Source organism: Lysinibacillus sp. NPDC056185 (genome assembly GCF_047737915.1).
Lineage (GTDB): Bacteria > Bacillota > Bacilli > Bacillales_A > Planococcaceae > Lysinibacillus.
This window is the reverse complement of the sequence record NZ_JBLLLQ010000035.1, coordinates 1-26717: the sequence shown is the minus strand read 5'-3', so window position 1 is coordinate 26717 and position 26717 is coordinate 1. Positions and strand designations below refer to the sequence as shown.

The following is a 26717-nucleotide window of genomic DNA, read 5'->3' as shown; positions in this document are numbered from 1 at the left end:
GAGGGAGAGAATGGGCGCAAATACACAGTCGATGATTTTTACGCTCTATGGCGATTATATTATGCATTACGGTTCAAAAATTTGGATCGGTAGTTTGATTCGTTATTTAAAAGAATTCGGTCACACAGAGCAAAATGTACGCGTTTCTGTATCTAGAATGGTGAAACAAGGATGGCTACAATCAGAAAAACGAGGGAACCGTAGTTATTATTTTTTAACAAAACGCGGTGAAATACGGATGCAAGAGGCGGCAAATCGTATTTTCAAATTAAAACCGACTCAGTGGGATGGGAAATGGAGACTTTTAATGTACTCTATTCCAGAAGACAAGCGACAAATTCGAGATGAATTACGTAAAGAGCTCTTATGGAGTGGATTTGGCTCCTTTTCGAATGGCTGTTGGATATCCCCGAATAATTTAGAAGAAGAGGTTAAACTCCTCATTCAAAAATATGATATTGCTAATCATGTAGACTTTTTTACGGCTGAATACATCGGCCCTCATGATCATGAAGCACTAATCGAAAAAAGCTGGTCGTTGGCTGAAATTGAGGCACGTTATGAGAAGTTTATGGATCAATATAGTAAGCAATATATTATTCATCAAAGTGCAATCTCAAGACAAGAAATGTCAGATGCCGAGTGTTTTGTAGAGCGTACAAATCTTGTTCATGAATATCGTAAATTTTTATTTATCGATCCAGGACTGCCACAAGAATTGTTACCGCCGATGTGGAGTGGAAATCATGCTGCGCTATTATTCCAAGAATATTATAATTTATTGGAAGGCCCATCATGCCGTTTCTTTGAAGAAATATTCCATGCAGATAATTAAAAAACGAAATAAGGAGGCAGGGGCATAAGTATATTTTAAAAGCAAAATTTAAAAAATTCACATCAAAAAAGCGCGAGAAATCAAAATTTCTAAAATTGATTTCTCGCGCTTTTTAAGGTTTTGACAAGTTTTGTCCCAGCCTCTTCTTTTGCTCTTGGAACGGTGGATGTCGATAAAATTCAGAAGTTGGGTGATAAAACGTAAAAGTTGGTAGATAAAATTCAAAAGTTAGTAGATAAAACTCAAAAGTTGGTAGATAAAACTTAAAAGTTGGTAGTTGATCGATAATGCATGGAAGTGTTTCGATAAACTAAGAAGTTGGATGACATTTTGTTAAAATGTGTGTCATGTGAATCAGTTGATTCGGGCGGACTTGATGACATAAGCTTTTTTTGTTCTTTGGAAGGTGGATGTCGATAAAATTCAGAAGTTGGGTGATAAAACGTGAAAGTTGGTAGATAAAATTCAAAAGTTGGTAGATAAAACTTAAAAGTTGGTCGATAATGCATGGAAGTGTTTCGATAAACTAAGGAGGAACACTCTACTCATTGAAGCGAAAAAGGTTATTATCTATTTTCGCTATTTTTCAAAATAATCGAGTTCTGTCTCAGGCTCTTTTGTTGTGTTAAAATATGTTTTTTCTGCAAAATGAGGGGGTGATTTCCTTTCCGGCTGAGCGCTTTGTTGTTGCTGTCGCTACGCTTTCGCACAGATAAAACAATTGCTGACGCTACGCTTTCGCACAGAAAACATTTGCGGCTGACGCTACGCTTTCGTGCAGAGCAAAGTTTCCTGGGGGCGTCCGATGAGCCGCTTTGTTGTTGCTGTCGCTACGCTTTCGCACAGATAAAACATTTGCTGACGCTACGTTAGCAACATGCTTTCGCATAGAAAACATTCGCTTCGCTGCAGGGTCTCAGGCAAACACGATATTGGTCACGAAGGCGTTATCACAGGACGTGATGTTTTTAGCCTTCGTTCCTCAATCGCTGATCCCCGAGGAGTCGCCCAGCCTCCACTCCAATCAACCACTGAACTTTAGCATGAATCTTCTGGCATGTTACTCTAATTTATAGTGATAAAAAGAAACTTCGGCGACTCATAGTGTTCACTTTTGAAATAAGCCCAATAGAAAAGCGAAAAGCCTGGGGCGGTATAAAGCGCGACAATCTTTACAAATATTTTCCCGACAATTTTTTTCGACACTACGAGAACGTATTCATTTATAGGATCATGATAGAAGATGTTATTTTGGCTGCACACTGTCCATTTTGAGAAACGGTTGCTTCCACATAACATGTTTTTCGGCCTTGCTTGACAATTGTTGATTCAACCGTAGCCATTCCGATGAAAAGAGGTCGTAAAAATGTTGTTTGTAAATTGATCGACGCAAATCCTTGATTACTTTCTAATATTGAAGCCATCGAATAGGCCATCGTAATATCTGCTGCAGAAGTGATGAATCCTCCCATAACGACTTGATGCCCATTTAAAAAGCGTTCATCGACGTTCCAAGAGCAAACGGCTTTACCGGCAATAGCCGATTTTACATGAATACCTAATGTTTTATCACATGACGGTGGTTCAATTTCTCCATCAATCACTCGCTTTAAATCGATCATAGTCGTCATAATTGAACACCCCTAACTGAGTTTTGGAAAGTATTCAGTAATGTCCGATTTAGACATTGCTGAGCATCATCCATCATAGTCTCGATAAGCGTCGTAACGGTCGGTAGGTCTTGAATAATCCCTGCGATTTGACCGCTATTCATAAAACCGCCTTGCTCATTTCCTTCCATAGCACCTTTTATATGATAGGTTTCGGATGTACGTTCTTGATAGTCAGCAAGTGTTATACCTTTTCCTTCATCAGCAAGAAGCGAAGAGGTGAAAGGTGAACATAACACACGGCGAACCTGTCCAACTGAACGTCCTAGTATGACCGTTTCCACATCAGTTGCATCAACTAGTCTTTGTTTATAGGTCTGATGTACTGGCATTTCCTGTGTAGCAATGAAGCGAGTTCCCATTTGAACACCGGCTGCACCAAGCATTAACGCAGCTGCTAATCCGCGACCATCACCAACACCACCTGCTGCTATAACAGGTACGGAAACCGCATCGACTACTTGAGGGATTAATGTAAAGGTCGTCAATTCTAAATCGGAGTTAATGCCTGCAGCTTCATAACCTTCAGCAACAATCACATCTGCACCGCCTTGCTCGGCCTTAATCGCATGTTTAACAGATGCTACAACAGCTATCACTCGAATATGATGAGCATGCAATTTCTCTATATATAAAGTTGGATTACCTGCCGATAAAGAAACGACCGGTACTTTATGTGTAATAGCTAATTGCAATAATTCCTTTGTATAAGGATTGACATTGATTGGCACATTGAGGGCAAATGGTTTTTGCGTTAATTGCTGCGTTGCAACAATGCGTTCTTCAACTTCTGCAGGTGTCATTGTCCCACAGCCGATTGTCCCTAAGCCACCTGCATTCGATACAGCTGCCACAAGTTTAGGACTACTGATATTACCCATTCCCCCTTGGATAATAGGGTATTTTATTGCTAATACAGAACATAATTGATTCAAAAATAGCACCCCCGTTAAAAATATGTTATACTAAATTCTAGCAAAATATTCGGAAGATTGAAAGGATGATTTTAATGGAGATTACATACGCTTTAAAGAAGCCAAATGTTCATGAATCAGTTTTTCAGGCGCCAGGCACGTATATTATTGGAGATGTTACGGTTGGTGAACAATCGTCTATTTGGTTTAATGCTGTACTACGCGGAGATGAAGATAGTATTACCATTGGAAAACGTTGTAGTATCCAAGATAATTCAACCATTCATTTATATGAAGGGGCTCCAGTTGTTGTAGAGGATGAAGTAACAGTAGGTCATCAAGTAGTTTTACATGGTTGCAAAATTGGTCGCCGCTCGATTGTTGGTATGGGTTCTGTTATTTTAGATCATGCTGAAATTGGGGAAGAATGCATTATTGGTGCAAACACACTTATTACACAGGGCTCAAAAATCCCACCACGTTCATTAGTTGTTGGCTCACCAGGGAAAGTCGTACGTCAGCTACAAGACAAAGACATCGAGTTAATCCAGTTATCAATCGACACATACGTCCAAAAGGGAAAAGAATTTAAAGAAATAGTAGAGGGTTAATTTGCTTTTGAGACTCCCAGCCCTAAAGGGACAAGCTGAATAATGTCAGTGGGACTCCTGAGTAACTATGCGTTCGCAGTCCATTTCTGTTTTGAACAGTTCTCAAATATCCAATTTTCAATGAACGAGCGTGTTTTATAGACTTTTACTAGTCTAAGATGAAGTATAACACCCTTTCAGACAATTAAGGTAGCAATAGTTACCTCTTGTCTGACCTCACTTTCATCCCATGTCTAAAGACGGGCTACACCCTGCATAGGCTTTCTCGTTCGGAAAATCTGTAAAAGGCTTTGTTCGCAAGGTTATCATTTTTCATCTTTCCACACTATATAGTATTATTATGTTTAGAATTAAGGAGTGTGAGAGTATGAGATTTATTAAATTCCTTCTGATCATTGTAATTTTCATCGGTGTTATTGGTTATGGGGTTTATCATTATGGAATGAAGTATGCATCCGATAAGGTTGTTGATACTATTTCAACAGAATTAGAGCAAAGCGGACAAATGGATGAAATTAAAAATACGATTGAAAGTGACCCTCAACTAAAATCATTTATGGAAGAGGCTAAAACTGCAGACAGCAGCAAGTTGCCGTTTACAACAAAAGAAGAAGCTACAAGAGTAATCATTCAAAAAGTTGGTATTTCGGAGCTTAATAATATAAGAGTAAAAGTACAAAATGGTTCGATGACGAAAGATCAAGTCATTCAAGAAATGGAAGGTAAATTAACAGACGAAGAAATGACGGCCTTAAAAGTAGTTGTTTATAAAGAGTTATATAAATAAAACGTTGAAGAACCATAAAAAGGAGAAAACAGGACGTGCTATTGTAGCATGTCCTGTTTTTTGCCTTATTTAACTTCTTTCAGAATCTAAATATTTGTCCCTTATTTTGTGTCAAATCAGTATATAAGTTAATGAATGACTCAAAGTACTAATAAAACAAAAGGTGGGACATTATGGCAATATTTAGGGTTCGTAAAAAGGAGAATTATGTTGTGTTAGACAAAGGGTTTCTGAATGACACTCGCTTAAGCTGGAAAGCAAAAGGTTTGCTTGCTTACATGTTGTCATTGCCAGATGATTGGTCATTTTGTATTTCTAATTTAGCCACGCATAGCAAATGCAGTCGTGAATCTACTGCTAACATTATTAAGGAGTTATCGACAGCTGGCTATGTTCACAAAGTGCAGGGTAGAACAAACATGGGTAAATTTAGGAAAGTCGAACTCTCAGTGTTCGAAACACCACAAGTTGAACCGTATAGTGAAAATCCGATAACGGTTAATCCGTTGATGGAAAAACCGTTGACGGAAGACCCGTTCACGGAAAAACCGTCAATACTAATTAATAATAAATCACTAAATAATAATTTACTAAATAATTATTATAATAAGAGCCATTCCTCAGAAGAGAACATACCAAAACCACAAAGCGCGTTCCAATTTTATGAGCAAAATGGCTTTGGTTCTCTAGTCGCTCATGTCACGTACAAAATCGGTCATTGGATAAATGAATTGTCGGAAGACCTTGTGATCCATGCTATGAAGCAAGCCATAGAAAACAATGTGCTTCGTTGGAATTACGTTGAAAAGATTTTGCACGTTTGGACTACTAAGAAGTTTACAACAATTGAGGAAGTAGAAGCAGATAAACTTCGATTTGTAGCCCGAAAACAACAACAGCGTACTTATCAATCCAATCTACAAGTGCATAAAGAGGTTGTCCCTGATTGGTTCCATCAACGTAATGGAAATTCCAATGAAATAGAAGATGGACAAGCAATTGACTTTGAAGCGGAACGACAAAAAGTATTGGAAACATTAAGGAATCTAACTGAGAGTGCAAGGTGAATAATGCAACTACTGCGTGGTTGGAGAGTTAATTGGTCTAAAAGCAACTCCGATATCCTAAACACGAATCGAAAAAAGATATGGAGTATCAAGTAGGAATGACATGAAGAATGAGGAAATTCCAATAACTATCAAAATAAATACAAAATTAACCAAAATAACAATTGAAATTTTTGAACGGTCATGCTAATTTTTAAATATGAATATAAATAATAATACGAACAGTCAAAAAAAACTTTCTTTTATTGAAGCCGCTAGGCAAACGCAAATTGTGGAATGCGCAATCGAGACAATTGCCAGTTTGGGATTTGCACAAGCATCTTTAGCCCAAATAGCCAAACGTGCAGATATCAGTACGGGAGTGATATCCTACCACTTCAAAAACAAAGAAACATTGATTCGGCATGTCATTGAAAAGGTTTATACTTCTGGCGATTCTTATATGCGTCCGCTTATACAATCTGCCACTAGCGCAAGGGATATGTTAAGCGTATACCTCGAAAGTAACATTGCTTTTATGTCTACACATAAGACGTATATGCTAGCTCTATTAGAAATTTGGTCTGGAATTCGCCCTGAGGAAGGAAAGGAGTCGTTTGTTTTTAATCTCCAGGAGGCAGCCATTTACGATTTAGAGCAAATTTTGCAATTTGGGCAAAAGAACGGGGAATTTCGAACATTTTCTCCCAGAGTAATGGCTATAACCATTAGACAGGCGATTGATGCTTTACCGCCGCAAATGATGATGAACCCCGAACTGGATCTTGATGCTTATGCACAAGAATTAATCACTTTATTTAAATTGGCAACCGATAAGAACGTAACTTTGTGAGCATAATCAGTAGGCAATTTAAGGAGGAAAATGTTATGACAGACGGGGATTCGGCCCTTCAACTGCTCGGGTTGAGCAAACAATTTGGAGAAAACACTGTTGTTAATAGTGTCAACCTGACTGTGCCTTGCGGTTCATTTTTCGGTTTGGTAGGTCCGAACGGTGCAGGAAAAACGACTCTATTATCTATGGCAGTAGGGCTGCTGCGCCCAGACAGTGGAGCGTCTAGAATATTCGGTGTTGATGTTTGGTCAAATCCTTTACATGCAAAGACATTAGTTGGGGTTCTGCCAGATGGCATGTCATTGCCAGAAAGGCTAACCGGGCGTGAACTTTTGACTTATATGGGATTATTGCATGGACTTGATGCGAAGACTGTTGCCCAGCGTACAGAAGAATTGCTTGATATTTTAGAATTCCGTGATGATGAGCGTACGCTTGTTATAAACTATTCCACTGGAATGAGAAAGAAGATTGGTCTTGCCACGGCCCTTCTACATTCCCCAAAGCTTCTTGTACTTGACGAGCCGTTCGAGGCGGTTGATCCCATCTCTGCGTCAACAATTAGAACCATCTTGCAGAGTTTTGTTGCCAATGGTGGTTCTGTCATCTTATCCAGCCATGTCATGGCGTTGGTCGAGCAATTGTGTGATCATGTTGCTGTTATTGCGAAGGGGAGAGTGGCTGCTGCAGGCCCATTGGATTTTGTGCGTAATGGTGAAAGTCTGGAAGAGGCTTTCGTTCAGTTAGTTGGGAATCGCCCTGGAGAAGGAAAGAGATTATCATGGTTAATGTAATGATTCGAATGAAGATTTCCTTGCTTCGCCACTCGATGAGCGGAGGACGAGCGACTCTCATGATTATCGGTGGGGTTATCGGTCTATTGCTGGCAGTTAGTACGATTCTGCTTAGTGTACTATATAATCATGAAATATCAGCAGATCTTATCTGTATCGCTTTTGGCTTTTGGATGATTGGTTGGATCATAGGGCCTATGTTAGTTGGCGGAGAAGGGGTATTGAAAACGGAATACTTCACATTGTTGCCTATCGCCCAACGAAGATTGGCTATAGGGTTGCTCGGTACCTCCTTCATCGGTATTGGACCGATCGTTAGCTTAGTCGCTTGTTTCTCTCTCGTCATTTATGCAGCAAGACTTGGATTTTGGGCTGTGATCGTTGCCGTACCTGCGATGTTGTTGCAACTAGTAATCATCATGCTATTGTCCAAAGTGGTGATGGGGGTGATTGGAGAGGCATCGAAATCCCGATTAGGTTTAGAATTCGGGGCGTTGATCATAGGAGCCGTTATAGCTTTTCTTAACGTCGGTTGGTATTTACTTCCTTCGGTTAGCTTGTTCGTAGAGGAACCGTCGCCAGCAATTTCTTTAGTGGCTCGAATATTACCATCGGGTTGGGCTGTGGTAGCAATCGAAGCTGTAAATCGATCCCGTTACTTTTTAGCTGTCGGCGTTCTCTGTGGGTTGGCTTTATTGTGTGGATTACTATTGATGACATGGGCAAGACTGCTGTCAGGGAGCACGAAAAATGCGGCTCGTATAAATCGTTATAGCAGAAATAAATCATTGTTCCTTACTTGGGCCAACATTCTACCAACAAAAACTTCGAAAATTGGGGTGGTCGTTCTTAAGGAACTGAAGACTTGGATGCGTGATCCGCAGCGAGGGCGATTGTTGCGTATGGGGCTGTGGACGGGATTATTCTATGGCTTATTTGTATCGTTGAGCGGTGTTACTTTATTAATGCCCTGGGTCGGCATAGTCCTTGTGATGTTCACTTGCGTGTTCTCGAACAATCTTTATGGGTTTGATGGCGGTGCTCTTTGGATGTCTATTACTACACCGGGCTCAGAACGAAACGATGTGCGGGGCAGGCAAATTGCATGGATAATGGCTGTAGCACCCGTATCGATCGTAATATCTCTCCTATTCCTTTATGTCAGTAAGTTGGACTGGGCGTGGGCATGGGTTTTAGCCTTGCTTCCATCGCTGTTAGGTGGAGGAGCGGGACTAATCCTATTCCTCTCAGTTTACAAGCTCATACCTGTGACAGACCCGCATCGGCGTGGACGCGGAACCATAGTCTCTGGTGATGACATGAACGCAGGGGCATTATTTATAACCAATTTATTGTTGTTGATATTGCTGTTTTTTGCTTCGATACCTACATTAGTCATATTGACCTTAGGGACGTTGCTACATCTAAACTTACTAACATGGATTGGTGTTCCTGTGGGATTGTGTACCGGCTTACTCATCGCTTGGTATTTCGGACGCTTGGCATACCGTCGTTTGGAAGCTTTTGGTCCAGATATCCTCGCAATCATGCAGAGCGGCGGAATAGCTCAATCCGTGGATAACAAAGTAGCTCAAACAGACGACACATTTTCTAATCTATCTGCAGGAAAGTCCGCTTTGGTAGGTCTACTCGTTACGATGGGAATTATTTTCACATTACCGCAGGGGATTGTGCCTATAATTCTAAAGCTTTCAGGCATAAAGGTCCACAGTTGGTTTATTGCTCTATATCTTCCAGAAAACGTCCAATTACTTATTTGCATTTTCTTTGTTCTAACTGGTGTTAGTGCTTTGATTATAACTAGAAAAATAGTTCGTAAACATAAGAATATGTAGCGGTAAAACACAATGACGATTGATCTATTGGTAACAGCTTCGCTAATTACCCTAAAGATTAATCCTCCATTGCGCTTTTACAATTATGCCGGATTTCCTTAGAGTAAAGGAAATTCGGCTTTTTTGGGGAGATTGTGTAGCATATTTTGTTCGTGTGTTATTGGTAGGGCTATGTCCATACTTAAAAGGAGAGATGAGCTAGGTAGGTATAGATATTAAGTTAAAGGTCGAGAGGGCAGTTCATAGATTTTTTAAAGATGACAATTTTGTCAACTAACTGTCATGTTCCGAAATTTAAGGTAGTGGAGAATTTATCTATACTCTTGTGTAACGAGATTATTTCGTTATAAAAGAGGAGGCATAAGAAATGAAGATTATGAAATTCTTAGCAATGACAATTTTATTCACTACTTTCTTAGTTGGTTGTGGTGACAAGGGTGCTTTGATAGAAAAAGACTATTATGTTCAAATTAACGAGGAATTACAAACTCCAAATAGCAATGGCCATTTCGTATACGCTCTAGAGGGCTATGATAAGGATGGAAATGAAAAGGTTGTAAGTTTTTTTGCAGAAAAACCTTATAAAAAAGGAACGATTGTCCGCGTCCCAAGAAGCTTAGAAGGATATACTGGTGATCCCAAAGTAATGAATGTGGATGACTTACCGGAAAATGTTAAGGGAAAATTTAATCAGAGCTAAATCCACGCCATTATAAAGCCCAATTTCTTAACATTAAAATTAAGAAATTGGATTTTTTTCATTCCATTAACTTTATAGCTATTAATCAAAAATCGTATCTTTATGAGGATTTCTTAAGAATTCGAAAAGCATTTTGATTTGAGCACCTGTATTTCTCCCTAAAGAAAGGTTTGGTAAATTATCTTCATGATAAAAGTGTACTCCTTTTGTTTCCAAACCATTTCTTGCATGCCCGCCAATAATCTCACATTGAATAAACAATTTATAATAATATGATATGGTTGAGGTGGATAAGGGTGCTTATTCATATCCAATAAAGTACCGCAGCTAACCAAGAGAAGACCGCCGCTAACACATCAAATTCCGCCGCTAACCAAGCGTATTAAAGAATATGACCAGTCGTTAAAATAACACACATTATTTATTATTTATTATTTGTTGAGAGGGGCCATCATTTGTAAATAATAAAATTTAAGCGTTTCATTCTTTTATCATTTTAGGGGGAGAAGTGGATAACTGATAATATTCTTTGTAAAATAAAGTAAATATGGAAGAGAGGTTACTTTATGTTGAAATTTATCGGCTCTGGAAGTGCATTTAATACGAAATTAGGTAATAATTCAGCGTATTATAAAGTAGGAAATCAGATGTTGTTAATTGATTGTGGTAGCAATATTTTTCACCGAATTAAGGAAAATAATTTACTGGAAGGTATCGAGCACATCCATGTATTGATTACTCATACTCATGCGGACCACGTTGGAAGCCTCGCTGATTTTATTTTTTATTGCTATTATTGCCATGGCGAAATGGCAAAACCTAATGTATCTGTTTATTCCGCTTATGATGTAAAAATTGAAGAATTGTTGGCCATTAATGGCATTATGCCAGGAGTTCAATGTTTCATAAAAAAATGTCAATCGGATACACAGTACACACTTAATTTCTGTAAAGTACTTTTCGAAAGGTCTAGTCATGTTAAAGAAATACCTTCTTATTCAATTGAATTATCTATAGATGACAAACTTATTTATTATACAGGAGATACAAATTACCTAAAAGAATCTTTACGAAATCCAAAGGTCTTCGATTTTGTTTATGTAGATACTTGTAAAGCTGATTATGAGGGCAATGTGCACTTGTCATTACGAAAATTGAGTGAGTTAGTGAGTCCTGATGAACGTTCGAAATTTTGGTGTATGCATGTAGATGAAGGTTTTGACCGTCAAGAAGCTGAAACGTTAGGGTTCAATGTTGTAACGAACGAATTTTTAACCTTTTAGAAAGCGAGTAGCGTCTTCTATTTCGTTTGGTTAAAAATGGTTAATCAACTCTCATAATGATAAAATTTAATTGTTATCTGAAAGGGGGAGAGAAGAATGGGATTCTTTATTGTAATTATCGGATTCATTATTTTAGTAGGTGTGATTAGCTTAATAAAAAAGGAATTCACTAATCATGATAGTTCAACAAGAAGTCATTCCAATCATTCGAGTACTCATATAGATTATAGTTCAACAAATACATTTGTATCCATGGAAGATTCAAATACAGACAATTGCTCGGATAGTGTCTCTAGTTATAGTGATACATCTAGTTGCAGTGATAGTAGTTCGTCGTCCGATTAAACGTCCGAATTTTTAAAAAAATAACATTTTAAAAAGCTGTAGCGTATGACAACGCTACAGCTCAGAATTGGTCTTGCCCTTATAATGGCTTAGCCATCAACAGCATTATAACACATAGAACGAAAAATCACAGTTCGAATGAGAATTTATTTCAATGAATTGAATATTAGGTGACACAAATGTGTTTTAACTTCTTTCATCATTATGCCAATACATCATTAATATCGCTATTCATTAATTGTTTCAGCAAATGTTTTTCGACCAGGATTAACTTTATTTACAGTAATACTTATTTTACTAAGAGTGTCGGCTGTCAATGGAATTTTGCCATCTTTCTGTATTTTTTTCCATGCCTTTATGTTTTTTCGGTATAGCTGCTCTGATAAGCGGAAAACATCAACATCCAATTGTAAACCTGCTTCATAGGATGCTTTTATATCTTTTTTAACTTCCTTAATAATACCTTCTCTTATTTGGTCAGTAGTTACATTCCCTTTGAAACCATTGATGATTGCATTTAATTTTATTTCCGCTTCAAATGTTACTTCATTGTTTTTTACAATTGGTTTAATTTTGGTACTTAATTTTTCTAAATCAACTGTTAAGTATTCTTTTTCTTTATTATTTAATTTAATCGTTACGTCTCCACGGGTTTTTTTATAATACATCCATTGGATACCTCTTCCATCCCCATCATTTATATAGCCTTTAAATCCATCTTTTGAAACTACTCCGAAACCAGATAAAGAAGTTTCCTCTGTTGGTTTATCAGTCGTTTCCCAGTTTTTGTTGATTGATACAAGTGGAATATTCACTTCATGACTCGGCTCATTTAAGTCGATAAGTAGTTTTCGCAAATCCACGGGCTCTACATATGTTTGTAGCTCTCTTGTATGCATTGGATTGCTTAGCTTTGAAGCGGTTAGTGATTTATTTAATATTGGTGTGACTAAAAGAATATCTTTAATAGAGTCCTTTGTAACATATGTCAATATTTGATATCTCGTTTCCCGATGACGTAAAAAACTGTCAATAATAGGAATGGAATTGCCGTTCTTTAAGGCATCCTCAGAGAAAAGAAGAAAAGTCATATGCCCCCAGAATACTTTTTGGTCGATGGAGCGATATAATTTAAAAAAGGCTTCTTCCATCGTTTTACCTTTAGCAAATCCAATTTCAGACGGTGCTGCTTGAGGAGTAGGCGCTTCAGATTTAGCTACATTCGCAAAATTAATGATTTGCATATATATTTCATATTGACCATCTTTATAATCGATACCAATCCCGTCAATATAGTACATTCTTTGTGGTTCAGTAACATCCCAACATCCGGAAAGTAATAGTACAGCTGCTAAACTTACTATTAACGTCATTTTTTTCTTCATTTTTTGATCCCTACTTTTAGAAATTCTGTGTAATCTTGCGGAGTAAAGGGGTTTTGCTTATAGTTTGGACAAAAAATGAAAGGATTATAAGTAGTGAAAAACTTAGAACAGCTACATTTAGCCATCTAAACAAAAGACCAGGACTCATTATTATAATGAGTCCTGGCGTATTTCTGAAAAAAGCGAAGAGATATGAAGAAAAATCCCTGATCACTTTATATTCCCGTATTATCGCGAAGTTCTATAATAGTTCCTTCAGGTGCTTTTAACTTACAAAGCTGGCCATTTTCAACCTTATAAATAATTTCATCATTTTTGCGAATAAAATGAACATTCATATCCTTCAACCGTTCTACTTCTTGAGAGAGATTGTCCACCCATAAACAGAAATGTACAATGCCTTGAGCATTTGAATTGCATGTATCAAGCTCTTCATTATACTTTCCAGTTTGGAGTTCGATATAAAATGCTCCAAGTTTTAACCAAGTATTAAAATATCTATTGTGGAAATTTGGTGACTCCTGTGCTAGTTCAAATCCTAATATTTCAGTGTAAAAATTTAAAGATTCATCATATGTATTCGTTTGTATGCAAATGTGGTGTACATATTTTTCAGCCATAAATTATTTCCCCTTTTATCTAATCTATATTAATGAAACAATCCGCATCGTTGAAATGACACTTCCTAAATGATACCAGAATAGTTTATTGCCGAGGAAATAGCGTAACATTTAGCATATATTCTGACAAGTATAATTTACGCCAGAATGGATAATTTATATATCGGAGGTGATAATTTTGGCAAAAGAAAAACGCAATAAAAGTGAAGAAGAACAAGTAGAATTTGGAGCAGATTTAAGCCCTGATGATTTAGATGAGCGTGAAGAAAATGATCTAACTACTGAACAATTGAACAATGCATACAATGAAAAACAATACAACGAAAACACTTCCTCAAAACGTAATAAATAATTAAGGAAGAACGCATAATATTTTCTACCACAATCGTTTGGGTTGTGGTAATTTGAATTGAGCAAGAGTTATTTGTTCAGAACATATGAGGGAACTAAATTGCTAAAGTAAAACTCCTTTTTATTAAAGATATATCATTAATAATAGAGTAGAATTAAGATAATAAAAGTGAGAAAGGACAAATAGAATGATGACAAAATTTAAAATTGAACTACCGCTTATTCCAAATGATTTGGCTCAAGGAACTTTTGAAGACATTTTTTATGATGAAGAGCCTTATCTATCGAATCAGCTAATTACGAATACAAGTAGAGAGAATGATAGTATTGAGCGTTTAATAGTATCCAAAGTAATGTTTCAAAAAGTATCTTTGATTAACTCGAATTTCAATAAAATTGATATGACTGATGTCATCTTTGAAAACTGCGATTTATCTAACTCAAAATTCAACGAAGGAATTATACATCGAGTTACATTTAAAAACTGTAAGCTGTTAGGTGTTGATTTCTCGGAGGCCCATTTAGGGAATGTTTCTTTTGAAGATTGTGTGATGAATTTATGTAATTTTGGAGTAGCAAGACTAAAACAAATTTGTTTTGAGCAGTCATCATTACGTGGGACAAGCTATTACGACTGCCAATTTAAGAAAGTGAAATTTGAACACTGTAATATTGATGAAGTTGATTTTAGCGACACGCCTCTCAACAATGTGGATATTAGTACATGCACTTTTGAACGATTAAATGTAACATTGAATAATTTAAGTGGCTGTGTGGTTTCCACTGAACAAGCAATTGGCTTTGCTGAACTGCTAGGTTTAAAGGTTAAACGATAATATTGACTGGCTACTCAATTGAATCCCATTCTTTACTGGTATTCTTTGTAATTAAAAGCATACTATATGAGGGGGTAATTTCCGTATTAGTAAATTAATGATTATAAGAGGAGAGAATGAGCAATGGCAAAGTCTTTAAATTGTCCCAACTGTGCTGCAGCATTTGATCCAAAGGATAATAGTTGTGCGTATTGTGGTAGCTATATTATTACATCAAAAACTAAACAAATCACTTATAATTTGGATGAACACGAACCCAAATATAAAAAAATCTTTTTTCATGGAAATGAAATGCGTGAACATGAATTACCAATTCGCTCAGGCTTTGCTAATATGTTTTACAGTATAACTCGTTCTGATGGTGGGCGACTATTATTAACAAACCAACGATTAATTTTTTGTGCGCATGCTATCAATTTAAATCCTCATTTATATTGGGAGTTGGATTTAAAAGAAATAGATCGAACTGAACTCGGCTTAAATCTCTTCATATCGCAAAGACTCCATATTTTTGAAAGAGAAGAAAATGAAACGATATTTGTCGTTTATGGTGGGGAAAATTGGAAAAATGAACTTACGAATGTTTTAGAGAAGATTAGTGAGTAACTTAGAAATTTAAAATAAACTTTGCAAATACATATGAAAGAGGAGGAAGGCATGAACGTTTACGAGGATTGTATTACGTTCATGTTTTTTCCATAATATGTTTGTTGTTGTTCCGAAATTGTATATAGAGGCTGGGACATAACTAATTAGCTCTTCGCGAAAGCCGAATTACTTTCAAATAAAATAAGCACTATATTTAGAAAACCCGAACAATTGCAAAACACCGTATGAGTGTCTTGCAAATTTGTTCGGGTTTTACTTTAGTTAAAATACTTTTGTACCTGCATCATTTTTTGTCATTCTATTATTTAGGAATAAATATTTCCGAAATTGACTTAGTGAGCAACTTGTCCGCCATCAGCTACATAAACATAACCGTTACAGAAGCTTGCAGCGTCTGAAGAAAGGAATACAACGACTTCAGCAATTTCTTCTGGTTTAGCAGCTCGGCCCATTGGAACGTTGGAAACAACTTCGTTCCAAACTTCAGGATTATCTTTCCACATTTGAGTCATTGGTGTTTCTGTTAAACCAGGTGCGATAGCGTTTACTCGGATACCGTCTCGAGCGTGGTCAATTGCAGCTGCTTTTGTTAAACCCGTTACGGCATGTTTTGCTGTTACGTATGGTGCCATATTTGGATCAGCAATGACACCAGCTACTGAAGCTGTGTTTACAATTGTACCACCGCCATTAGCAACCATGTATTCAAGTTCATGTTTCACCGCAAAAAATACACCTTTAACGTCAACTGCCATTACTTTATCAAAAGTAACTTCTTCAATATCAACGAATTTTGCTGGTTTGTTTAAAACGCCTGCATTGTTGAATGCGTGATGTAATCCACCGAATTTCTCTACAGTCTTTTCAACAAGTAATTTCAATTGCTCTGGGCTTGTTACATCTGTTTTAAAGAATACTGCTTCTCCGCCTGCTTGTTGAACTAGTTCTACAGTTTCTTGTGCACGGTCATCAACATCGCCAATAGCAACTTTCGCGCCACGACGTGCAAAAGCGATTGCTGTAGCACGGCCAATACCAGTAGCTGCTCCAGTGATTAAGACAACTCGACCTTCAAAATCTCTAACATTCATAATATTGCCTCCCCATATTTGTAAGTCTACTTTACATGTGTAGTATAGCTTTCACTAAAAAACGTATTCAATATTTTTGAATGAATGAGCTTATTCCTTTATAGTAATAAGCATAAGAAGGTGACTAATAATGCAATTAACTCAATTAGAGTATTTTATAGTAGTAGCCCGCTTGGAGCATATGTCGAAAGCGGCATTGGAATTAGAGGTTTCGCAATCTTCATTAAGCAAAACGATTGCTCGTTTAGAGGATGATATTGGAGTACCACTCTTTGATCGAAAAGGGAAATCTATTCGTTTGAATGAATATGGACGCATTTTTTATGAGAAGGTGGAAAAGGCTCTAGATGATTTACAAGAGGCAAAATCAGAAATTCAAGAACTCGCAAATATACGAGAAGATAGTATAGCGATTAATGTAATGAATTCAAAACTACTGCCAAAATTATTTTATGATTTTTATAAAAAACGCCCAAATGTTAAAATCCGACAGTATTTATTACCTGATAAATTAGCGCTACAAAAATTAATTTGTGGTGAAATTGATTTAATGATCGTCATTAATCCAATTAAAGATGACAGAATAGAGTGGGTGCCATTATTTACAGAAGAAGTCTTTTTAGTAGTGCCGAAAGATCATCCCCTAGCTGCTAAAGAAAGTGTTTCACTAATCGAGGCTAAGGATGAATTGTTTATTTTGTCAGAAACAGGACAAAATTTCCGCACAACAGAAAATCACTTATTTGAAAGAGCAGGCTTTACTCCGCAAATTGCCTTTGAAGGTGAAGATTTATCGATTATTTTACAATTGGTGAACGAAGGAAAGGGCATCTCTTTTATTTTTAAATATTCATTTTTAGATCAGTATTTAGACAATGTAAAGATATTAAAAATTTCAAATCCTGATTGCTTTCAAACGGTAGGGATTGCTTGGAATAAAAAGAGAAAAAGTTCATTTGTCGCAAATAGTTTTCGTGATTTTGCTATTTCATTTTTGAAGGATAGTACAATATAAGATGTGGGGAAGGTATATGAAGCTGGTTTAAATAAAAAGGGTCACTTACAGGCTGGTGACCCTGAATAAAACTATATGGAACTAGTAAACTTATGGGGTTTTTTCACCTTAATTGAAGCTATTTCTCCGCAATTCTGACACAGAGTGAAAATAAGTGGAGATCCATTAGAAAAAATTGTGTCAACTGGTCTTAAAGCAGCGTATCCATCAAGTTTCCCCTGAGAAAATGAATTACTACCACAAGACTTGCAAATCAATTTATCGTTTTCCATAATATCACCTCATTATGTAATTTGTGTAAATTGTATCATAAAAACAGCTGAGGCGTTACAGAAGCTAGCTAGAGAAAGTAGTACCACAACAAAATAAGTATGAATGAACAATGAATGAACAATGGATGAACTAGAAACATTGATCATAACACCATACAAGGATACAGAGGTGTTACAGAATAATTTCTAAATAGAATATTGTGAAACTTATTTAAACTTAAGTCGTAGTAATATATAAGAGGGGAGGGATTAACTTGAAAAAATACTTATTATTTGCAGTGGTTTTTACGCTGGCTTTTGTCGTATTGCAAGTACTATCAGGTATGCTATTAACAATGTTTTATACGCCTAGCAACCAATGGGAAGAGGCTTCGACTTTATCATCACAAGTGGTGTTTGGAAATACAAGCTTTATTCCGCCACTTGTTATTTCTTTAATAGCACTAGTAATTGCTTTTGGTAGTACCAAGCTAATCAATAAAAAGGTTGTGCACTAAAAAAGGAAGGGATTCTTTTCCCTCCCTTTTTGAATGAAATAAAGCTGTATTCAAAAATGATACTTTAGTATTGATAAATGATATGATAAACGCCTAAAAATGGCGCTATTTTTAACATATGAAATTTTTTCATTTTTACCTTAAAAATCTCTTCTTGTTGTTGATGGAATTAGACTTACTACATTTATTTCAAAAATGAAATCATGATTTTTTCTAACTCTGCCTTATTTAAAACATCATCAATGATTACTATTTGATAGGCACTGTCCTTTCCTTTTTCAGGAACAATCATCTTCATGGCTTTACTATTTTCTCCAGTACTTTTAGCAAAAGTGAATTGTGTACCTTCCAGTTCATAACTTTCTATGTTGTCATATATACGTTCATAGAAAGGATCTTTGCCAATTTCTATAATGCCAGGTTTTCTTGGTTTTTCTAAAATAGCAGATTGATAAATTTTAAAGCCAAACTTCCTCTCGCCTCTATATTCTGAGTGAATGACTGGATTCAGTTTCTTCGTCGTAATAGCTGTTTCAACTTCTTCCTTCTTTAGTTCGTAACCTCCCGGTAGATAAGCTGGCTTCTTTATCGGAAAATCAACTAACTCCTGTGCTTCTTCTATAGTAAATGTGAAATGTGAATAGATTTTTTTCCATAAGGGTCCAGCAGCTTTACTAATTTCCTCTAATTTTTTATGTTTATCCGGATCAAAATGTTCCGGTCCCCCTAAGGCTCTCATCTCTTTAGTAATAGTATATTCTTCTGTTTCCAAATTGATTAATTGATCAAATTCCTCTTTTGTTAACACATTACGTGCTACTTCAATTTCTTCAAGTATAGCTTCATATCTATTCTCTGAGGTATGAAAATCTGCAAATGCCTGTTCTTTTGTACCAATCATTTTTTCTACAATTTGCTGTATAGGAACTTCAGTTTTTGTTTCTTTCATATCATTACTAACTTCAATTTGTTCTTTCGTTGGTATATCTGCTCGTGCATTTACTAGAGATATAGAAGATACAGCAATTACAGTAGCAACTCCAAATAGAGACCAGCGATAAGAGTTCTTTTTAAACTTTTTAATCATCAAAATTCTCCTTTTTAAGGTTCTTTTATTTCTACTTAAGTTTGCTAAACTTGGTACTTGATAATAATTGGAGTAGTGTTCTAAAAGGTTAATAATAGTATGACCATATGCAAGTTGCTCTTTTGGATTTATATATGTAAGAGCTAACGCATCACAGGCTAGTTCCTGATCTTCCCGCATGCGAGAGTACGCATACCAAAGAATGGGGTTAAACCAATTTAAAATGAGTAAGCTATACATAAGCCAATTCACACCAACATCACTTCGTTTGATGTGGGCTAATTCGTGATGGAAAACGTATCGTAACTGTTGCTCATTTATCACTTCCGTGTGTACGTTTGACAATAAAACTTTTGGCCGAATAAAGCCGAACACAGTTGGACTCGATATCTTTCCAGCTAAAAACAGTGGGATATCCTGTTGTACAGACATAGATTTCTTACAATTCTCAAAGATAGTGACAATCCTTTGATCTGTTATCATCGATTGTCCTTTTATGTAAAGAAATAAACGCCTGTTTATAATGATGGTAGTAAAGCCCAAAATGATGACTCCAGTAAGCCAAATGTATACAAGGATTGTATAAAAAGAAAACGGTTCATCATTTCGTTTTGTATTATTGTGTATTTGTTTTTTATTTTCCTCAGCTACTTTGGGTGAACTAGATATATATGAAACATTTTTTGTGGCTATCTTTGAATCGTCTATAACTTCTAATTCTTGCTCATGCTCTTTTGAAGTAGTAGCTACAGTTCCATTACTAAATGAAAAGATAGAATAGATACTGTAGGAACTATCTAGTGACCAAGGCAATAAAAGTCTAACAATTAATATCATCCATAACAAATATTGCCACCGTGGAGTTAACTGATTTCTAAGCAAAATTTTCACACTTAAGATTAGAGCGACTAGTATACTTGCCATAATTGAGGTTTCTAACACCCAATCAAAAAAACGAGGTAGATAGAGATTTACGAAGATATCTATCATTATTAGCGATCCTTCCTCTGATTTTCCTCAGACTTCTCATCCAGAATACGTTTGAGTTCGTTAATATCTTCTGAAGACAGTTTTTCTTCTTTTAAGAAATTCACAAGTAATGGTTTAAATGCTGCTCCATAGAAACGCTTAAGTAAGGATTTTGTTTCTACTTGTAAATAACATTCTTGAGAAACTAAAGGATAATAAGCATACGCACGCCCTGTGTCTTGATGATAAGAAATAGCTTCTTTTTGAACTAACCGATTAATAAGCGTCCGAATCGTCTTCGGTTTCCAATCTGTTGTTGACTCTAGTACTTTAATAATTTCATTTGCTGTTTGTGGATATTTTGACCAAAGAACTTTCATAATTTCCAATTCAGCTTCAGATATTTTAGGTAATTCTTTCATAATTTGAAATTCACCTCCAAGTATTACAACTGTAATCCGATATTACAGTTGTAATACTTGGTTGTCAACTATTTTCCAATTGCTAAATAAATGCTCTTGAAGCGGAAATACAATTAAACAACAGTGAAGAAAGCAATTCTCGTCTTAAACAAGCATTTAAAACACAGGTATTATGTGAATAGTAGTGAAAGTAGGGGGTTTTACAATGACTGTAAAAGACATTCTGTTGAAAGGGGGCTGCAATTTGGCCTAAAGTGATTTCGTGAAATTACTTGCATTTAATACTGTTAAATTAAGTATTCGTTTATTCGGTGGACAGTTGTTTTAATTGAAACAAAACCCAAATATTCTAATAAAAAATTGGCAGAGCATTGTTGCAATAAATATGGTATAAAGTTCTATATTTTAGTATAATATTCTATGTTTTTAACAAAAATAAGTTTCCTTTATTAGGATAAAGGGCTGAAGGAAGGTGTTTTGTTGTTATATTTAGGATTGATCATGATTGCTTGTTTATTTTTATATTTACAAAGAGCTTCATTTTCATTGGTGGCTGATTCAAAGTTACAATTACCAATTAAAAGAATGGATAATTTAATTGTGTTTGCTCCTTTTGTTACAGTAGTCGTGTTTTCTATTCTTTTTTTAACTGTACTGAAGGGACAATTGGCTGATAGAATATCGCATGCTTTAATCGTTTTTAGTCTTTGGATTTTTTTCACCTATTTCATAAAAACGCTATTTGGTTATTGGAAAAATATAAATATATTATTAGTTTCTTTAGTTGGAATCCCTTTGACACTATATTATATTTTCCAATTGACTCCGTTAGACAACTATACAAAGATCGTTTTTCTGAAAATAGGGAATGTATCATTTATCGTAGGCCTAGTATTAATCATTTTATTTTATTTGAATTATTTACATAAAAGGAAGTTGGAGTTGGCGAAGGATAATTAAAGAATGGGGCGATTTTAATTTATTCGCCATTAGAAAATAGAAGCGTATTCGGGAGATATCGAATACGCTTTAATAATAATAATTAGTTTTATGATTGAAAAACTGATCCGTAATAAGCGCGCTCAGCTTCATCCAGAGGCCTTTATCCATTCAGATCAAGGGGTTCACTATACAAGCCCACGCTATCGAACGCTCATAAAAAAACATGGCTTAGGTCAATCGATGTCACGCCGAGGAAACTGTTGGGACAATGCGCCACAGGAATCATTTTTCGGTCATTTTAAAGACGAAGTAGATTTTAGCTCCTTGAAGACACTTGAGGAACTAAAAGCGAAAATCAATCACTATATGGTCTATTACAATAATTATCGTTATCAATGGAATCTAAAAAGGATGGCTCCTGTGCAATACAGAAACCATCTCTTAGCTGCTTAATCTCTTTTTTTAGTTTGTCCTTGACTTGGGTACCACATTAAACCCTATACCTACATAAAATTTAAAAACCAAGATAGCTTAATTGCTGTCTTGGTTTTTGCTTGAAATTTAAAACACGTTAACTTTCATTAGAGGAAGTTGACGGTCAGGAAACACAGTAGATGGAGTAGAGCCAATATTCTTCGCTCCCATTTTTAAATAAAAACCTTCCGCGTTAGGTTCACTATCAAGAGTGAACTCGCTTATTCCTAACTCCTTCGCTTTATTTAATAAATGGTCCCATATCATTCTCCCTAATCCTTTACCGATATAATCAGGATCTATAAATAATGCATCCAATTTCAGTTCATTTATAGTAAAGCTATAAAATGCTACTATCTTATTGTCACTCTCCATTACGTAAACTGGATTTTCTTCTATGTACTCTTTTGTTACAGTTAAATCATCTTTACATTGTTGTAGAAAATCTTCTGTATATCCCCAATAGGCTTTTGACTTATAAGCTAAATTGCTTAATAGATAACAATCTTGAATTTTTGCAGTTCTAATCAACATAATAATTCCTCCAATAAATCATTTTTATGAAAACATTGAACTTAGACTCCGTTTTATTCATTTATTACCATAATATTAAAGTTGGAAATATTGAAAGTAAAGCGACTTATGGGCATCTACGGAGCATCGGGAAATGGCAAATTAATAATATGCGTAGATGCGCGAAGTGAAAATTCGAAGGAAAATGTGCAATAAAAAAGCCAATTAAAATCTTCTAATCAGCTTCTGTTTTTTAGTTTTTTTCCTGTTTCAATACCCGCACCAAAAACTACTGATACCATACAAATGAAATAGAGTATTTGTTGGAAGCTATCTGCCGTCCAATATCCAAAAAAATTCATGAATACAAGGATGACAAATAATATTGCAGAAACAATGAGAGAATAAAAGCTAAAATTATGAGACATTTTAAATCCTCCAATATATGTTAATTAAACTACGATTTCAGGTTAACATAAATTAGGCGTTAAAACCAAATTATTACTGCACAATTTGAGGGAAAAGGTGTGCTTGATTTTTGTGGAACAATAGAGATATACCGTCATTAATCTGGGAGTATCACATTAAATCTTTATTTAAAAAAATACAGCGCATTAGTAAGAATGGTTGTAAGATATTTACAGGTAGGTGTTTAGATTGAAAAGATTAGGTCTTAGCGACATTTGTATAGGTTGTGGTGCAAACGCGACTGACCATGACTGCGATTGGGTTACTTGTTTTAGTTGTGGTTATTCAGATAGCGGGGTTAGAGAAGGGCACATATCATTGTGATTTTGAATTTGATCAAAGTAGAAGAATGTGTGAATCGTTTTAGAGGATTATGTGTCATAACAAGTTTAAGGAGGAATTAGAAAATGGGATTAGATATTACTGCTTACAGAAAATTGGTAGTTGTAGAAAACCCTGAATTAGATGAAGATGGCGAAGTACTAGATTGGGATAACCAATGGAAACCTGGTGAAAGTATGGAATGGTCTGAAGAAAATTTCCCTGGTCGTGGTGAGGGTGTTAATCCACAAACAGTTTATACATGGGAAGAAGGTATTGAATTTTGTGCAGGTAGTTATAGAGGATATAACTGGTGGCGAGCAAAATTAGAGGAATTTTCTGATGGTAATGACTTCCAAGAATTAATAAATTTTGCCGACAACGAAGGAGTTATAGGCCCAATAGTTTCTAAGAAACTTGCAAAGGATTTTGCGAAAAATAAAGAAAAAGCAGAGGATTTTGCAAAGTCCCTAGATAATGGAGATTGGTGGATAGGTCAGTACGAAATATGGCAAGATGCGTTCGAAATGGCTGCAGATAATGGAGCAGTAGAATTCCATTGATGAATATTTTGAAGAAAGAAACTATAAAAAGGGTCACTTGGGATGGAGTGACCCTTAGTAACAAGCTTCGGAGGTGTAAGGCTAAATTAGCTTTACATTACTATTAATATGTCGTGATAGTTTTTTTGTATAGTTCATAGCCTGAGAAATAGATTTTTTAAAAAACACTAATTCGATTTGGAGCACATGTGTATGCACACAGGGGCTCGAATTTGATTAGATTTTGTTCCAAATAACCATAAATTGTGCTGCTTCAGATTCAAGTGCAATTAGATGATCTTCAGTAGAGGGTTCATCTGAAATTAACCTACCTTTTTGAACGTTTAAAATTGCTGGTTTTATATCAGGAGAATGCTCAATGGTGAAATCAGATTGTTTTAATAGTGTTAAAGATGAGCGGCATTTATTTTTATCAATTCGTTCGTCCTTCCCTTTGAAATATAACTTGATTAAGTGTGGAACACCATCAATCTTTAATCCAAGTTCTGGTGATGAACGGACAGTTAAATAATCGCTATACCAATTGGATTTGCCAGGGTCAAACCATTCAATTTCTTTATTTTTTATAAATTTTAAATGTGCTTTGACTGCTTCCAAGTAATTCTTTTGCTTAGCTTGAGAAACTTTGTTAGCAAGAGAAATTAGGTAATCGTTACTAAATTCCTTCTCATGAAATTTTCGGATACCATCCCGTAAAGGTTTCCAGTAATCAAAAGCAGGATTGTAATCATCTTGATATTTTATTTGTCTAACCATTGAAGTCTTACCAGTAACGCCTTTGAAAGTAAAGTCTGTAAATTGCGTTAGACCAATAGATACTTTTTTTGAAGACACTAATAACAACTCCTTTATTTGTAAATATTCCACGAAATACCTTAGATAATTTTCAGGAGGTTGTAACATGAATAAATCAACGGTCGTGTATTAACGACTAACAAGCATCGTAAGGCAATCTACGAAGCTATCGGAGCAAGGGAAAACAAATGTGTTTTTGGAAAATTATAATGTAAACAGCATATGATATTATTCAAATTTTAGAAGCACTACAAATAAGTCAGAAAATTGATTTCATAGAAGTGGATAGGATCATTAATGGACTGCAACAATTAGAGTTGCCAAATGTTCAAAAAAGTTATCGTTGCATGAATGCTTGGTATTAGTGGATAAGTGATGGATCAGAAGCTGAAACGGTTAGTGAATTATCTTTATACGCCAGAGGATGGCTGAGATCAGAAACATATAGAATTTTGTGTAATATGGGAGTTACTCATTCAGTAATTATTGCATGCTGATAATTAAAAAGCTGCCTAACAGTTACCTGTTAAACAGCACATGGATATTGTAAATATAAAACAAAAAACAGGAAAAATCAACAAATTTTTTAAGAGGGTGTTGTCATTGAAAAAAAATGTTTATTATCCTTTTTATAGTTGTTATAGGTGGATCCAGTACTAATAAAGATTTGTTAAATACGGAGTTACAAGAGCCTTTTAATACAGAGGCTGTTTTCGTAAGGATTGTTGCTATTCAACTAACGGTGCAGTTTAGTGAAAGGATAGATTGGAGGAAGAGTAATGACAAAAAATAAATTAAAAGGTTTAGTTTCTTTAGGTTCTGTAATAACTGCAATTGGTTTTATTTTGTTATTTTTCAGTGTTGATATTGGATTATCACTTGCTGAATATCGGATAGTTACACAAGGTGGGATGGACACTTCGCAATACCTAATTGTAATTGAAGGTTATACAAATAATTTCTTAGCTGCTGGAAGTATCCTTTTTGGGATTGGTATCTCCACCATCATTTTTGCTTATTACAAGATACTTAATATTAACGAATAGAAGTAATAAATATTGTTTTTCGTATTCAAGTAACGGGTGGTTTCGTATTATAAGGTTAACCAGTTTTTACTGGTTGACCTTTTTTAATAGAATTTATTATATCAGTAGCCAGAGTAGGACGTACGGGTGCGTGGGACAATGATCCCGTTAACTAAACTGTCCAGTTTAAGAAAAATTTACGAAAGCTCAAAACATAAAGACCGGATTAATCTACAAAATGTGTAGGTTAAACTTGGTCTTTTTGTTTTAATATCAACAATCTATACGAAAACAGCCAATACAAAAAATACTACAGCTATAGATTTGAATGAAATAATAAAATTTGATTGGGAAAAAGCATATCTCTTTTCGCCATATACCCCGAGGGATAGTCTTAACAAGATGATAGGTTTGGAATTTAATGATAGTAGAATAGACACGAGTGATGATATTTATTTAATAGTTTTTATCAACAAGGAGAAGGTCGTTCATTACTCTGAAATTGATAGGCATCAGTTAGAGTTTTCTGTCGCTAATGGTTCCTATCTTACTCCAGAGAACTCTTTGATAACAATTACACGGCCATAATTCATAATAATATTATGACAATAGAAAAGAGCATAGGGGATATACTTTTAAGTTCATTATGGGAAAAAACTATAAAAAGGGTCACTTGGGATAGGAGTGACCCTTAGTAACAAGCTTCGGAGGTGTAAGGCTAAATTAGCTTTACATTACTATTAATATGTCGTAATAGCTTTGTTT

At 35.5% G+C, this 26717-nt stretch carries 28 protein-coding genes and 1 pseudogene; 19 read left to right on the top strand and 10 right to left on the bottom strand.

The genetic code is table 11. From position 1 onward, the window contains the following. The first annotated feature begins 10 nt into the window (after positions 1-10). Entirely contained in the window at positions 11-835 is an 825-nt protein-coding gene (gene paaX / locus ACMZ42_RS23120) for a phenylacetic acid degradation operon negative regulatory protein PaaX (protein WP_370078751.1), read from the top strand. 1223 nt (positions 836-2058) lie between these two features. On the opposite strand, the gene ACMZ42_RS23115 is transcribed toward paaX, so the two are convergent. Together ACMZ42_RS23115 and ACMZ42_RS23110 are read right to left on the bottom strand one after the other, a co-directional pair. Beyond that, positions 2059-2466, bottom strand: coding sequence for a PaaI family thioesterase (locus tag ACMZ42_RS23115; protein ID WP_415732929.1), 408 nt, complete (start codon positions 2464-2466; stop codon positions 2059-2061). Beyond that, positions 2463-3440, bottom strand: a complete 978-nt coding sequence (locus ACMZ42_RS23110; RefSeq protein WP_415732928.1) for an NAD(P)H-dependent flavin oxidoreductase — start codon at positions 3438-3440, stop codon at positions 2463-2465. Before ACMZ42_RS23110 ends, ACMZ42_RS23115 begins: the two co-directional genes overlap by 4 nt. Before the next feature lie 74 nt (positions 3441-3514). On the opposite strand from ACMZ42_RS23110, the gene ACMZ42_RS23105 reads away from it, so the two are divergent. The 9 genes from ACMZ42_RS23105 to ACMZ42_RS23065 all read left to right on the top strand — a co-directional run bounded on the left by ACMZ42_RS23105 (position 3515) and on the right by ACMZ42_RS23065 (position 11697). Further along, positions 3515-4030, top strand: a complete 516-nt coding sequence (locus ACMZ42_RS23105; protein WP_370078757.1) for a gamma carbonic anhydrase family protein — start codon at positions 3515-3517, stop codon at positions 4028-4030. A 367-nt stretch (positions 4031-4397) separates the two neighbouring features. Then, positions 4398-4817, top strand: coding sequence for a hypothetical protein (locus ACMZ42_RS23100; RefSeq protein WP_415732927.1), 420 nt, complete (start codon positions 4398-4400; stop codon positions 4815-4817). Positions 4818-4990: 173 nt separating this feature from the next. After that, the gene (locus tag ACMZ42_RS23095; RefSeq protein WP_415732926.1) at positions 4991-5884 is read left to right on the top strand and encodes a DnaD domain protein; all 894 of its coding nucleotides are present in this window, start codon (positions 4991-4993) and stop codon (positions 5882-5884) included. A gap of 199 nt (positions 5885-6083) precedes the next feature. Beyond that, complete coding sequence (locus ACMZ42_RS23090; protein WP_415732925.1) at positions 6084-6716, top strand: TetR/AcrR family transcriptional regulator; 633 nt, start codon at positions 6084-6086, stop codon at positions 6714-6716. 35 nt (positions 6717-6751) lie between these two features. Next, a complete protein-coding gene (locus tag ACMZ42_RS23085; protein ID WP_415732924.1) occupies positions 6752-7513 on the top strand; it encodes an ABC transporter ATP-binding protein in 762 nt (253 codons plus the stop codon). Further along, positions 7501-9369, top strand: coding sequence for a hypothetical protein (locus ACMZ42_RS23080; RefSeq protein WP_415732923.1), 1869 nt, complete (start codon positions 7501-7503; stop codon positions 9367-9369). Before ACMZ42_RS23085 ends, ACMZ42_RS23080 begins: the two co-directional genes overlap by 13 nt. Positions 9370-9736: 367 nt before the next feature. Beyond that, on the top strand, positions 9737-10069 hold the full coding sequence (locus ACMZ42_RS23075) for a DUF1093 domain-containing protein (RefSeq protein ID WP_415732922.1): 333 nt from the start codon (positions 9737-9739) through the stop codon (positions 10067-10069). Positions 10070-10635: 566 nt separating this feature from the next. Continuing rightward, entirely contained in the window at positions 10636-11352 is a 717-nt protein-coding gene (locus ACMZ42_RS23070; RefSeq protein WP_415732921.1) for an MBL fold metallo-hydrolase, read from the top strand. A 96-nt stretch (positions 11353-11448) separates the two neighbouring features. Continuing rightward, positions 11449-11697 (top strand): hypothetical protein, encoded by a 249-nt coding sequence (locus ACMZ42_RS23065; protein WP_402873708.1) that lies wholly within the window; start codon positions 11449-11451, stop codon positions 11695-11697. Between the two features lie 227 nt (positions 11698-11924). On the opposite strand, the gene ACMZ42_RS23060 is transcribed toward ACMZ42_RS23065, so the two are convergent. Together ACMZ42_RS23060 and ACMZ42_RS23055 are read right to left on the bottom strand one after the other, a co-directional pair. Continuing rightward, complete coding sequence (locus ACMZ42_RS23060; protein ID WP_415732920.1) at positions 11925-13082, bottom strand: Ger(x)C family spore germination protein; 1158 nt, start codon at positions 13080-13082, stop codon at positions 11925-11927. Positions 13083-13297: 215 nt separating this feature from the next. Then, complete coding sequence (locus tag ACMZ42_RS23055) at positions 13298-13702, bottom strand: VOC family protein (protein ID WP_415732919.1); 405 nt, start codon at positions 13700-13702, stop codon at positions 13298-13300. Between the two features lie 178 nt (positions 13703-13880). On the opposite strand from ACMZ42_RS23055, the gene ACMZ42_RS23050 reads away from it, so the two are divergent. From ACMZ42_RS23050 to ACMZ42_RS23040, 3 genes are all read left to right on the top strand, one after another. Further along, entirely contained in the window at positions 13881-14054 is a 174-nt protein-coding gene (locus tag ACMZ42_RS23050) for a hypothetical protein (protein WP_415732918.1), read from the top strand. A gap of 190 nt (positions 14055-14244) precedes the next feature. Then, positions 14245-14889 (top strand): pentapeptide repeat-containing protein, encoded by a 645-nt coding sequence (locus tag ACMZ42_RS23045; protein ID WP_415732917.1) that lies wholly within the window; start codon positions 14245-14247, stop codon positions 14887-14889. A 123-nt stretch (positions 14890-15012) separates the two neighbouring features. Further along, complete coding sequence (locus ACMZ42_RS23040; protein WP_415732916.1) at positions 15013-15495, top strand: hypothetical protein; 483 nt, start codon at positions 15013-15015, stop codon at positions 15493-15495. Positions 15496-15830: 335 nt separating this feature from the next. Here the strand turns inward: ACMZ42_RS23040 and ACMZ42_RS23035 are convergent, their stop codons facing one another. Continuing rightward, positions 15831-16589, bottom strand: a complete 759-nt coding sequence (locus ACMZ42_RS23035) for an SDR family NAD(P)-dependent oxidoreductase (protein ID WP_415732915.1) — start codon at positions 16587-16589, stop codon at positions 15831-15833. A gap of 130 nt (positions 16590-16719) precedes the next feature. On the opposite strand from ACMZ42_RS23035, the gene ACMZ42_RS23030 reads away from it, so the two are divergent. Then, positions 16720-17604, top strand: a complete 885-nt coding sequence (locus ACMZ42_RS23030; RefSeq protein ID WP_415732914.1) for a LysR family transcriptional regulator — start codon at positions 16720-16722, stop codon at positions 17602-17604. A gap of 526 nt (positions 17605-18130) precedes the next feature. Further along, entirely contained in the window at positions 18131-18373 is a 243-nt protein-coding gene (locus ACMZ42_RS23025) for a hypothetical protein (RefSeq protein WP_415732913.1), read from the top strand. Positions 18374-18557: 184 nt separating this feature from the next. Here ACMZ42_RS23025 and ACMZ42_RS23020 read toward each other — a convergent pair whose 3' ends face one another. Continuing rightward, a complete protein-coding gene (locus ACMZ42_RS23020) occupies positions 18558-20450 on the bottom strand; it encodes a M56 family metallopeptidase (RefSeq protein WP_415732912.1) in 1893 nt (630 codons plus the stop codon). Between the two features lie 2 nt (positions 20451-20452). After that, positions 20453-20851 (bottom strand): BlaI/MecI/CopY family transcriptional regulator, encoded by a 399-nt coding sequence (locus tag ACMZ42_RS23015; RefSeq protein ID WP_370078796.1) that lies wholly within the window; start codon positions 20849-20851, stop codon positions 20453-20455. A 477-nt stretch (positions 20852-21328) separates the two neighbouring features. On the opposite strand from ACMZ42_RS23015, the gene ACMZ42_RS23010 reads away from it, so the two are divergent. Together ACMZ42_RS23010 and ACMZ42_RS23005 are read left to right on the top strand one after the other, a co-directional pair. After that, positions 21329-21811 carry a hypothetical protein gene (locus ACMZ42_RS23010; RefSeq protein WP_415732911.1) on the top strand — a complete coding sequence of 161 codons (483 nt, stop codon included), beginning with the start codon at positions 21329-21331 and terminating at the stop codon, positions 21809-21811. A gap of 72 nt (positions 21812-21883) precedes the next feature. Then, positions 21884-22246, top strand: a pseudogene (locus ACMZ42_RS23005) (IS3 family transposase); the annotation flags it as partial. A 108-nt stretch (positions 22247-22354) separates the two neighbouring features. On the opposite strand, the gene ACMZ42_RS23000 reads toward ACMZ42_RS23005, so the two are convergent. After that, complete coding sequence (locus ACMZ42_RS23000; RefSeq protein ID WP_415732910.1) at positions 22355-22801, bottom strand: GNAT family N-acetyltransferase; 447 nt, start codon at positions 22799-22801, stop codon at positions 22355-22357. Between the two features lie 218 nt (positions 22802-23019). Further along, positions 23020-23208, bottom strand: a complete 189-nt coding sequence (locus ACMZ42_RS22995) for a hypothetical protein (protein WP_370078808.1) — start codon at positions 23206-23208, stop codon at positions 23020-23022. A gap of 447 nt (positions 23209-23655) precedes the next feature. Between ACMZ42_RS22995 and ACMZ42_RS22990 the strand changes: the two genes are divergently transcribed. After that, positions 23656-24132: a hypothetical protein gene (locus ACMZ42_RS22990; protein WP_415732909.1), complete on the top strand. Its 477-nt coding sequence runs from the start codon at positions 23656-23658 to the stop codon at positions 24130-24132. A 216-nt stretch (positions 24133-24348) separates the two neighbouring features. On the opposite strand, the gene ACMZ42_RS22985 is transcribed toward ACMZ42_RS22990, so the two are convergent. Next, positions 24349-24966 (bottom strand): hypothetical protein, encoded by a 618-nt coding sequence (locus ACMZ42_RS22985; RefSeq protein WP_415732908.1) that lies wholly within the window; start codon positions 24964-24966, stop codon positions 24349-24351. Positions 24967-25706: 740 nt separating this feature from the next. Here ACMZ42_RS22985 and ACMZ42_RS22980 point away from each other — a divergent pair. Continuing rightward, positions 25707-25973, top strand: coding sequence for a hypothetical protein (locus ACMZ42_RS22980; RefSeq protein ID WP_142509674.1), 267 nt, complete (start codon positions 25707-25709; stop codon positions 25971-25973). The last annotated feature ends 744 nt before the right edge of the window (positions 25974-26717 follow it).

Bases quoted from the DNA above. Each gene is read 5' to 3' on its own strand.
- ACMZ42_RS23090 (WP_415732925.1), top strand. From the start codon at position 6,084: ATGAATATAAATAATAATACGAACAGTCAAAAAAAACTTTCTTTTATT.
- ACMZ42_RS22980 (WP_142509674.1), top strand. From the start codon at position 25,707: ATGACAAAAAATAAATTAAAAGGTTTAGTTTCTTTAGGTTCTGTAATA.
- ACMZ42_RS23075 (WP_415732922.1), top strand. From the start codon at position 9,737: ATGAAGATTATGAAATTCTTAGCAATGACAATTTTATTCACTACTTTC.
- ACMZ42_RS23070 (WP_415732921.1), top strand. From the start codon at position 10,636: ATGTTGAAATTTATCGGCTCTGGAAGTGCATTTAATACGAAATTAGGT.
- ACMZ42_RS23045 (WP_415732917.1), top strand. From the start codon at position 14,245: ATGACAAAATTTAAAATTGAACTACCGCTTATTCCAAATGATTTGGCT.
- ACMZ42_RS22990 (WP_415732909.1), top strand. From the start codon at position 23,656: ATGGGATTAGATATTACTGCTTACAGAAAATTGGTAGTTGTAGAAAAC.
- paaX (WP_370078751.1), top strand. From the start codon at position 11: ATGGGCGCAAATACACAGTCGATGATTTTTACGCTCTATGGCGATTAT.
- ACMZ42_RS23020 (WP_415732912.1), bottom strand. From the start codon at position 20,450: ATGATAGATATCTTCGTAAATCTCTATCTACCTCGTTTTTTTGATTGG.
- ACMZ42_RS23040 (WP_415732916.1), top strand. From the start codon at position 15,013: ATGGCAAAGTCTTTAAATTGTCCCAACTGTGCTGCAGCATTTGATCCA.
- ACMZ42_RS23000 (WP_415732910.1), bottom strand. From the start codon at position 22,801: ATGTTGATTAGAACTGCAAAAATTCAAGATTGTTATCTATTAAGCAAT.
- ACMZ42_RS23085 (WP_415732924.1), top strand. From the start codon at position 6,752: ATGACAGACGGGGATTCGGCCCTTCAACTGCTCGGGTTGAGCAAACAA.
- ACMZ42_RS23095 (WP_415732926.1), top strand. From the start codon at position 4,991: ATGGCAATATTTAGGGTTCGTAAAAAGGAGAATTATGTTGTGTTAGAC.
- ACMZ42_RS23035 (WP_415732915.1), bottom strand. From the start codon at position 16,589: ATGAATGTTAGAGATTTTGAAGGTCGAGTTGTCTTAATCACTGGAGCA.
- ACMZ42_RS22995 (WP_370078808.1), bottom strand. From the start codon at position 23,208: ATGTCTCATAATTTTAGCTTTTATTCTCTCATTGTTTCTGCAATATTA.
- ACMZ42_RS23115 (WP_415732929.1), bottom strand. From the start codon at position 2,466: ATGACGACTATGATCGATTTAAAGCGAGTGATTGATGGAGAAATTGAA.
- ACMZ42_RS23100 (WP_415732927.1), top strand. From the start codon at position 4,398: ATGAGATTTATTAAATTCCTTCTGATCATTGTAATTTTCATCGGTGTT.
- ACMZ42_RS23030 (WP_415732914.1), top strand. From the start codon at position 16,720: ATGCAATTAACTCAATTAGAGTATTTTATAGTAGTAGCCCGCTTGGAG.
- ACMZ42_RS23060 (WP_415732920.1), bottom strand. From the start codon at position 13,082: ATGAAGAAAAAAATGACGTTAATAGTAAGTTTAGCAGCTGTACTATTA.
- ACMZ42_RS23080 (WP_415732923.1), top strand. From the start codon at position 7,501: ATGGTTAATGTAATGATTCGAATGAAGATTTCCTTGCTTCGCCACTCG.
- ACMZ42_RS23015 (WP_370078796.1), bottom strand. From the start codon at position 20,851: ATGAAAGAATTACCTAAAATATCTGAAGCTGAATTGGAAATTATGAAA.
- ACMZ42_RS23065 (WP_402873708.1), top strand. From the start codon at position 11,449: ATGGGATTCTTTATTGTAATTATCGGATTCATTATTTTAGTAGGTGTG.
- ACMZ42_RS23055 (WP_415732919.1), bottom strand. From the start codon at position 13,702: ATGGCTGAAAAATATGTACACCACATTTGCATACAAACGAATACATAT.
- ACMZ42_RS23105 (WP_370078757.1), top strand. From the start codon at position 3,515: ATGGAGATTACATACGCTTTAAAGAAGCCAAATGTTCATGAATCAGTT.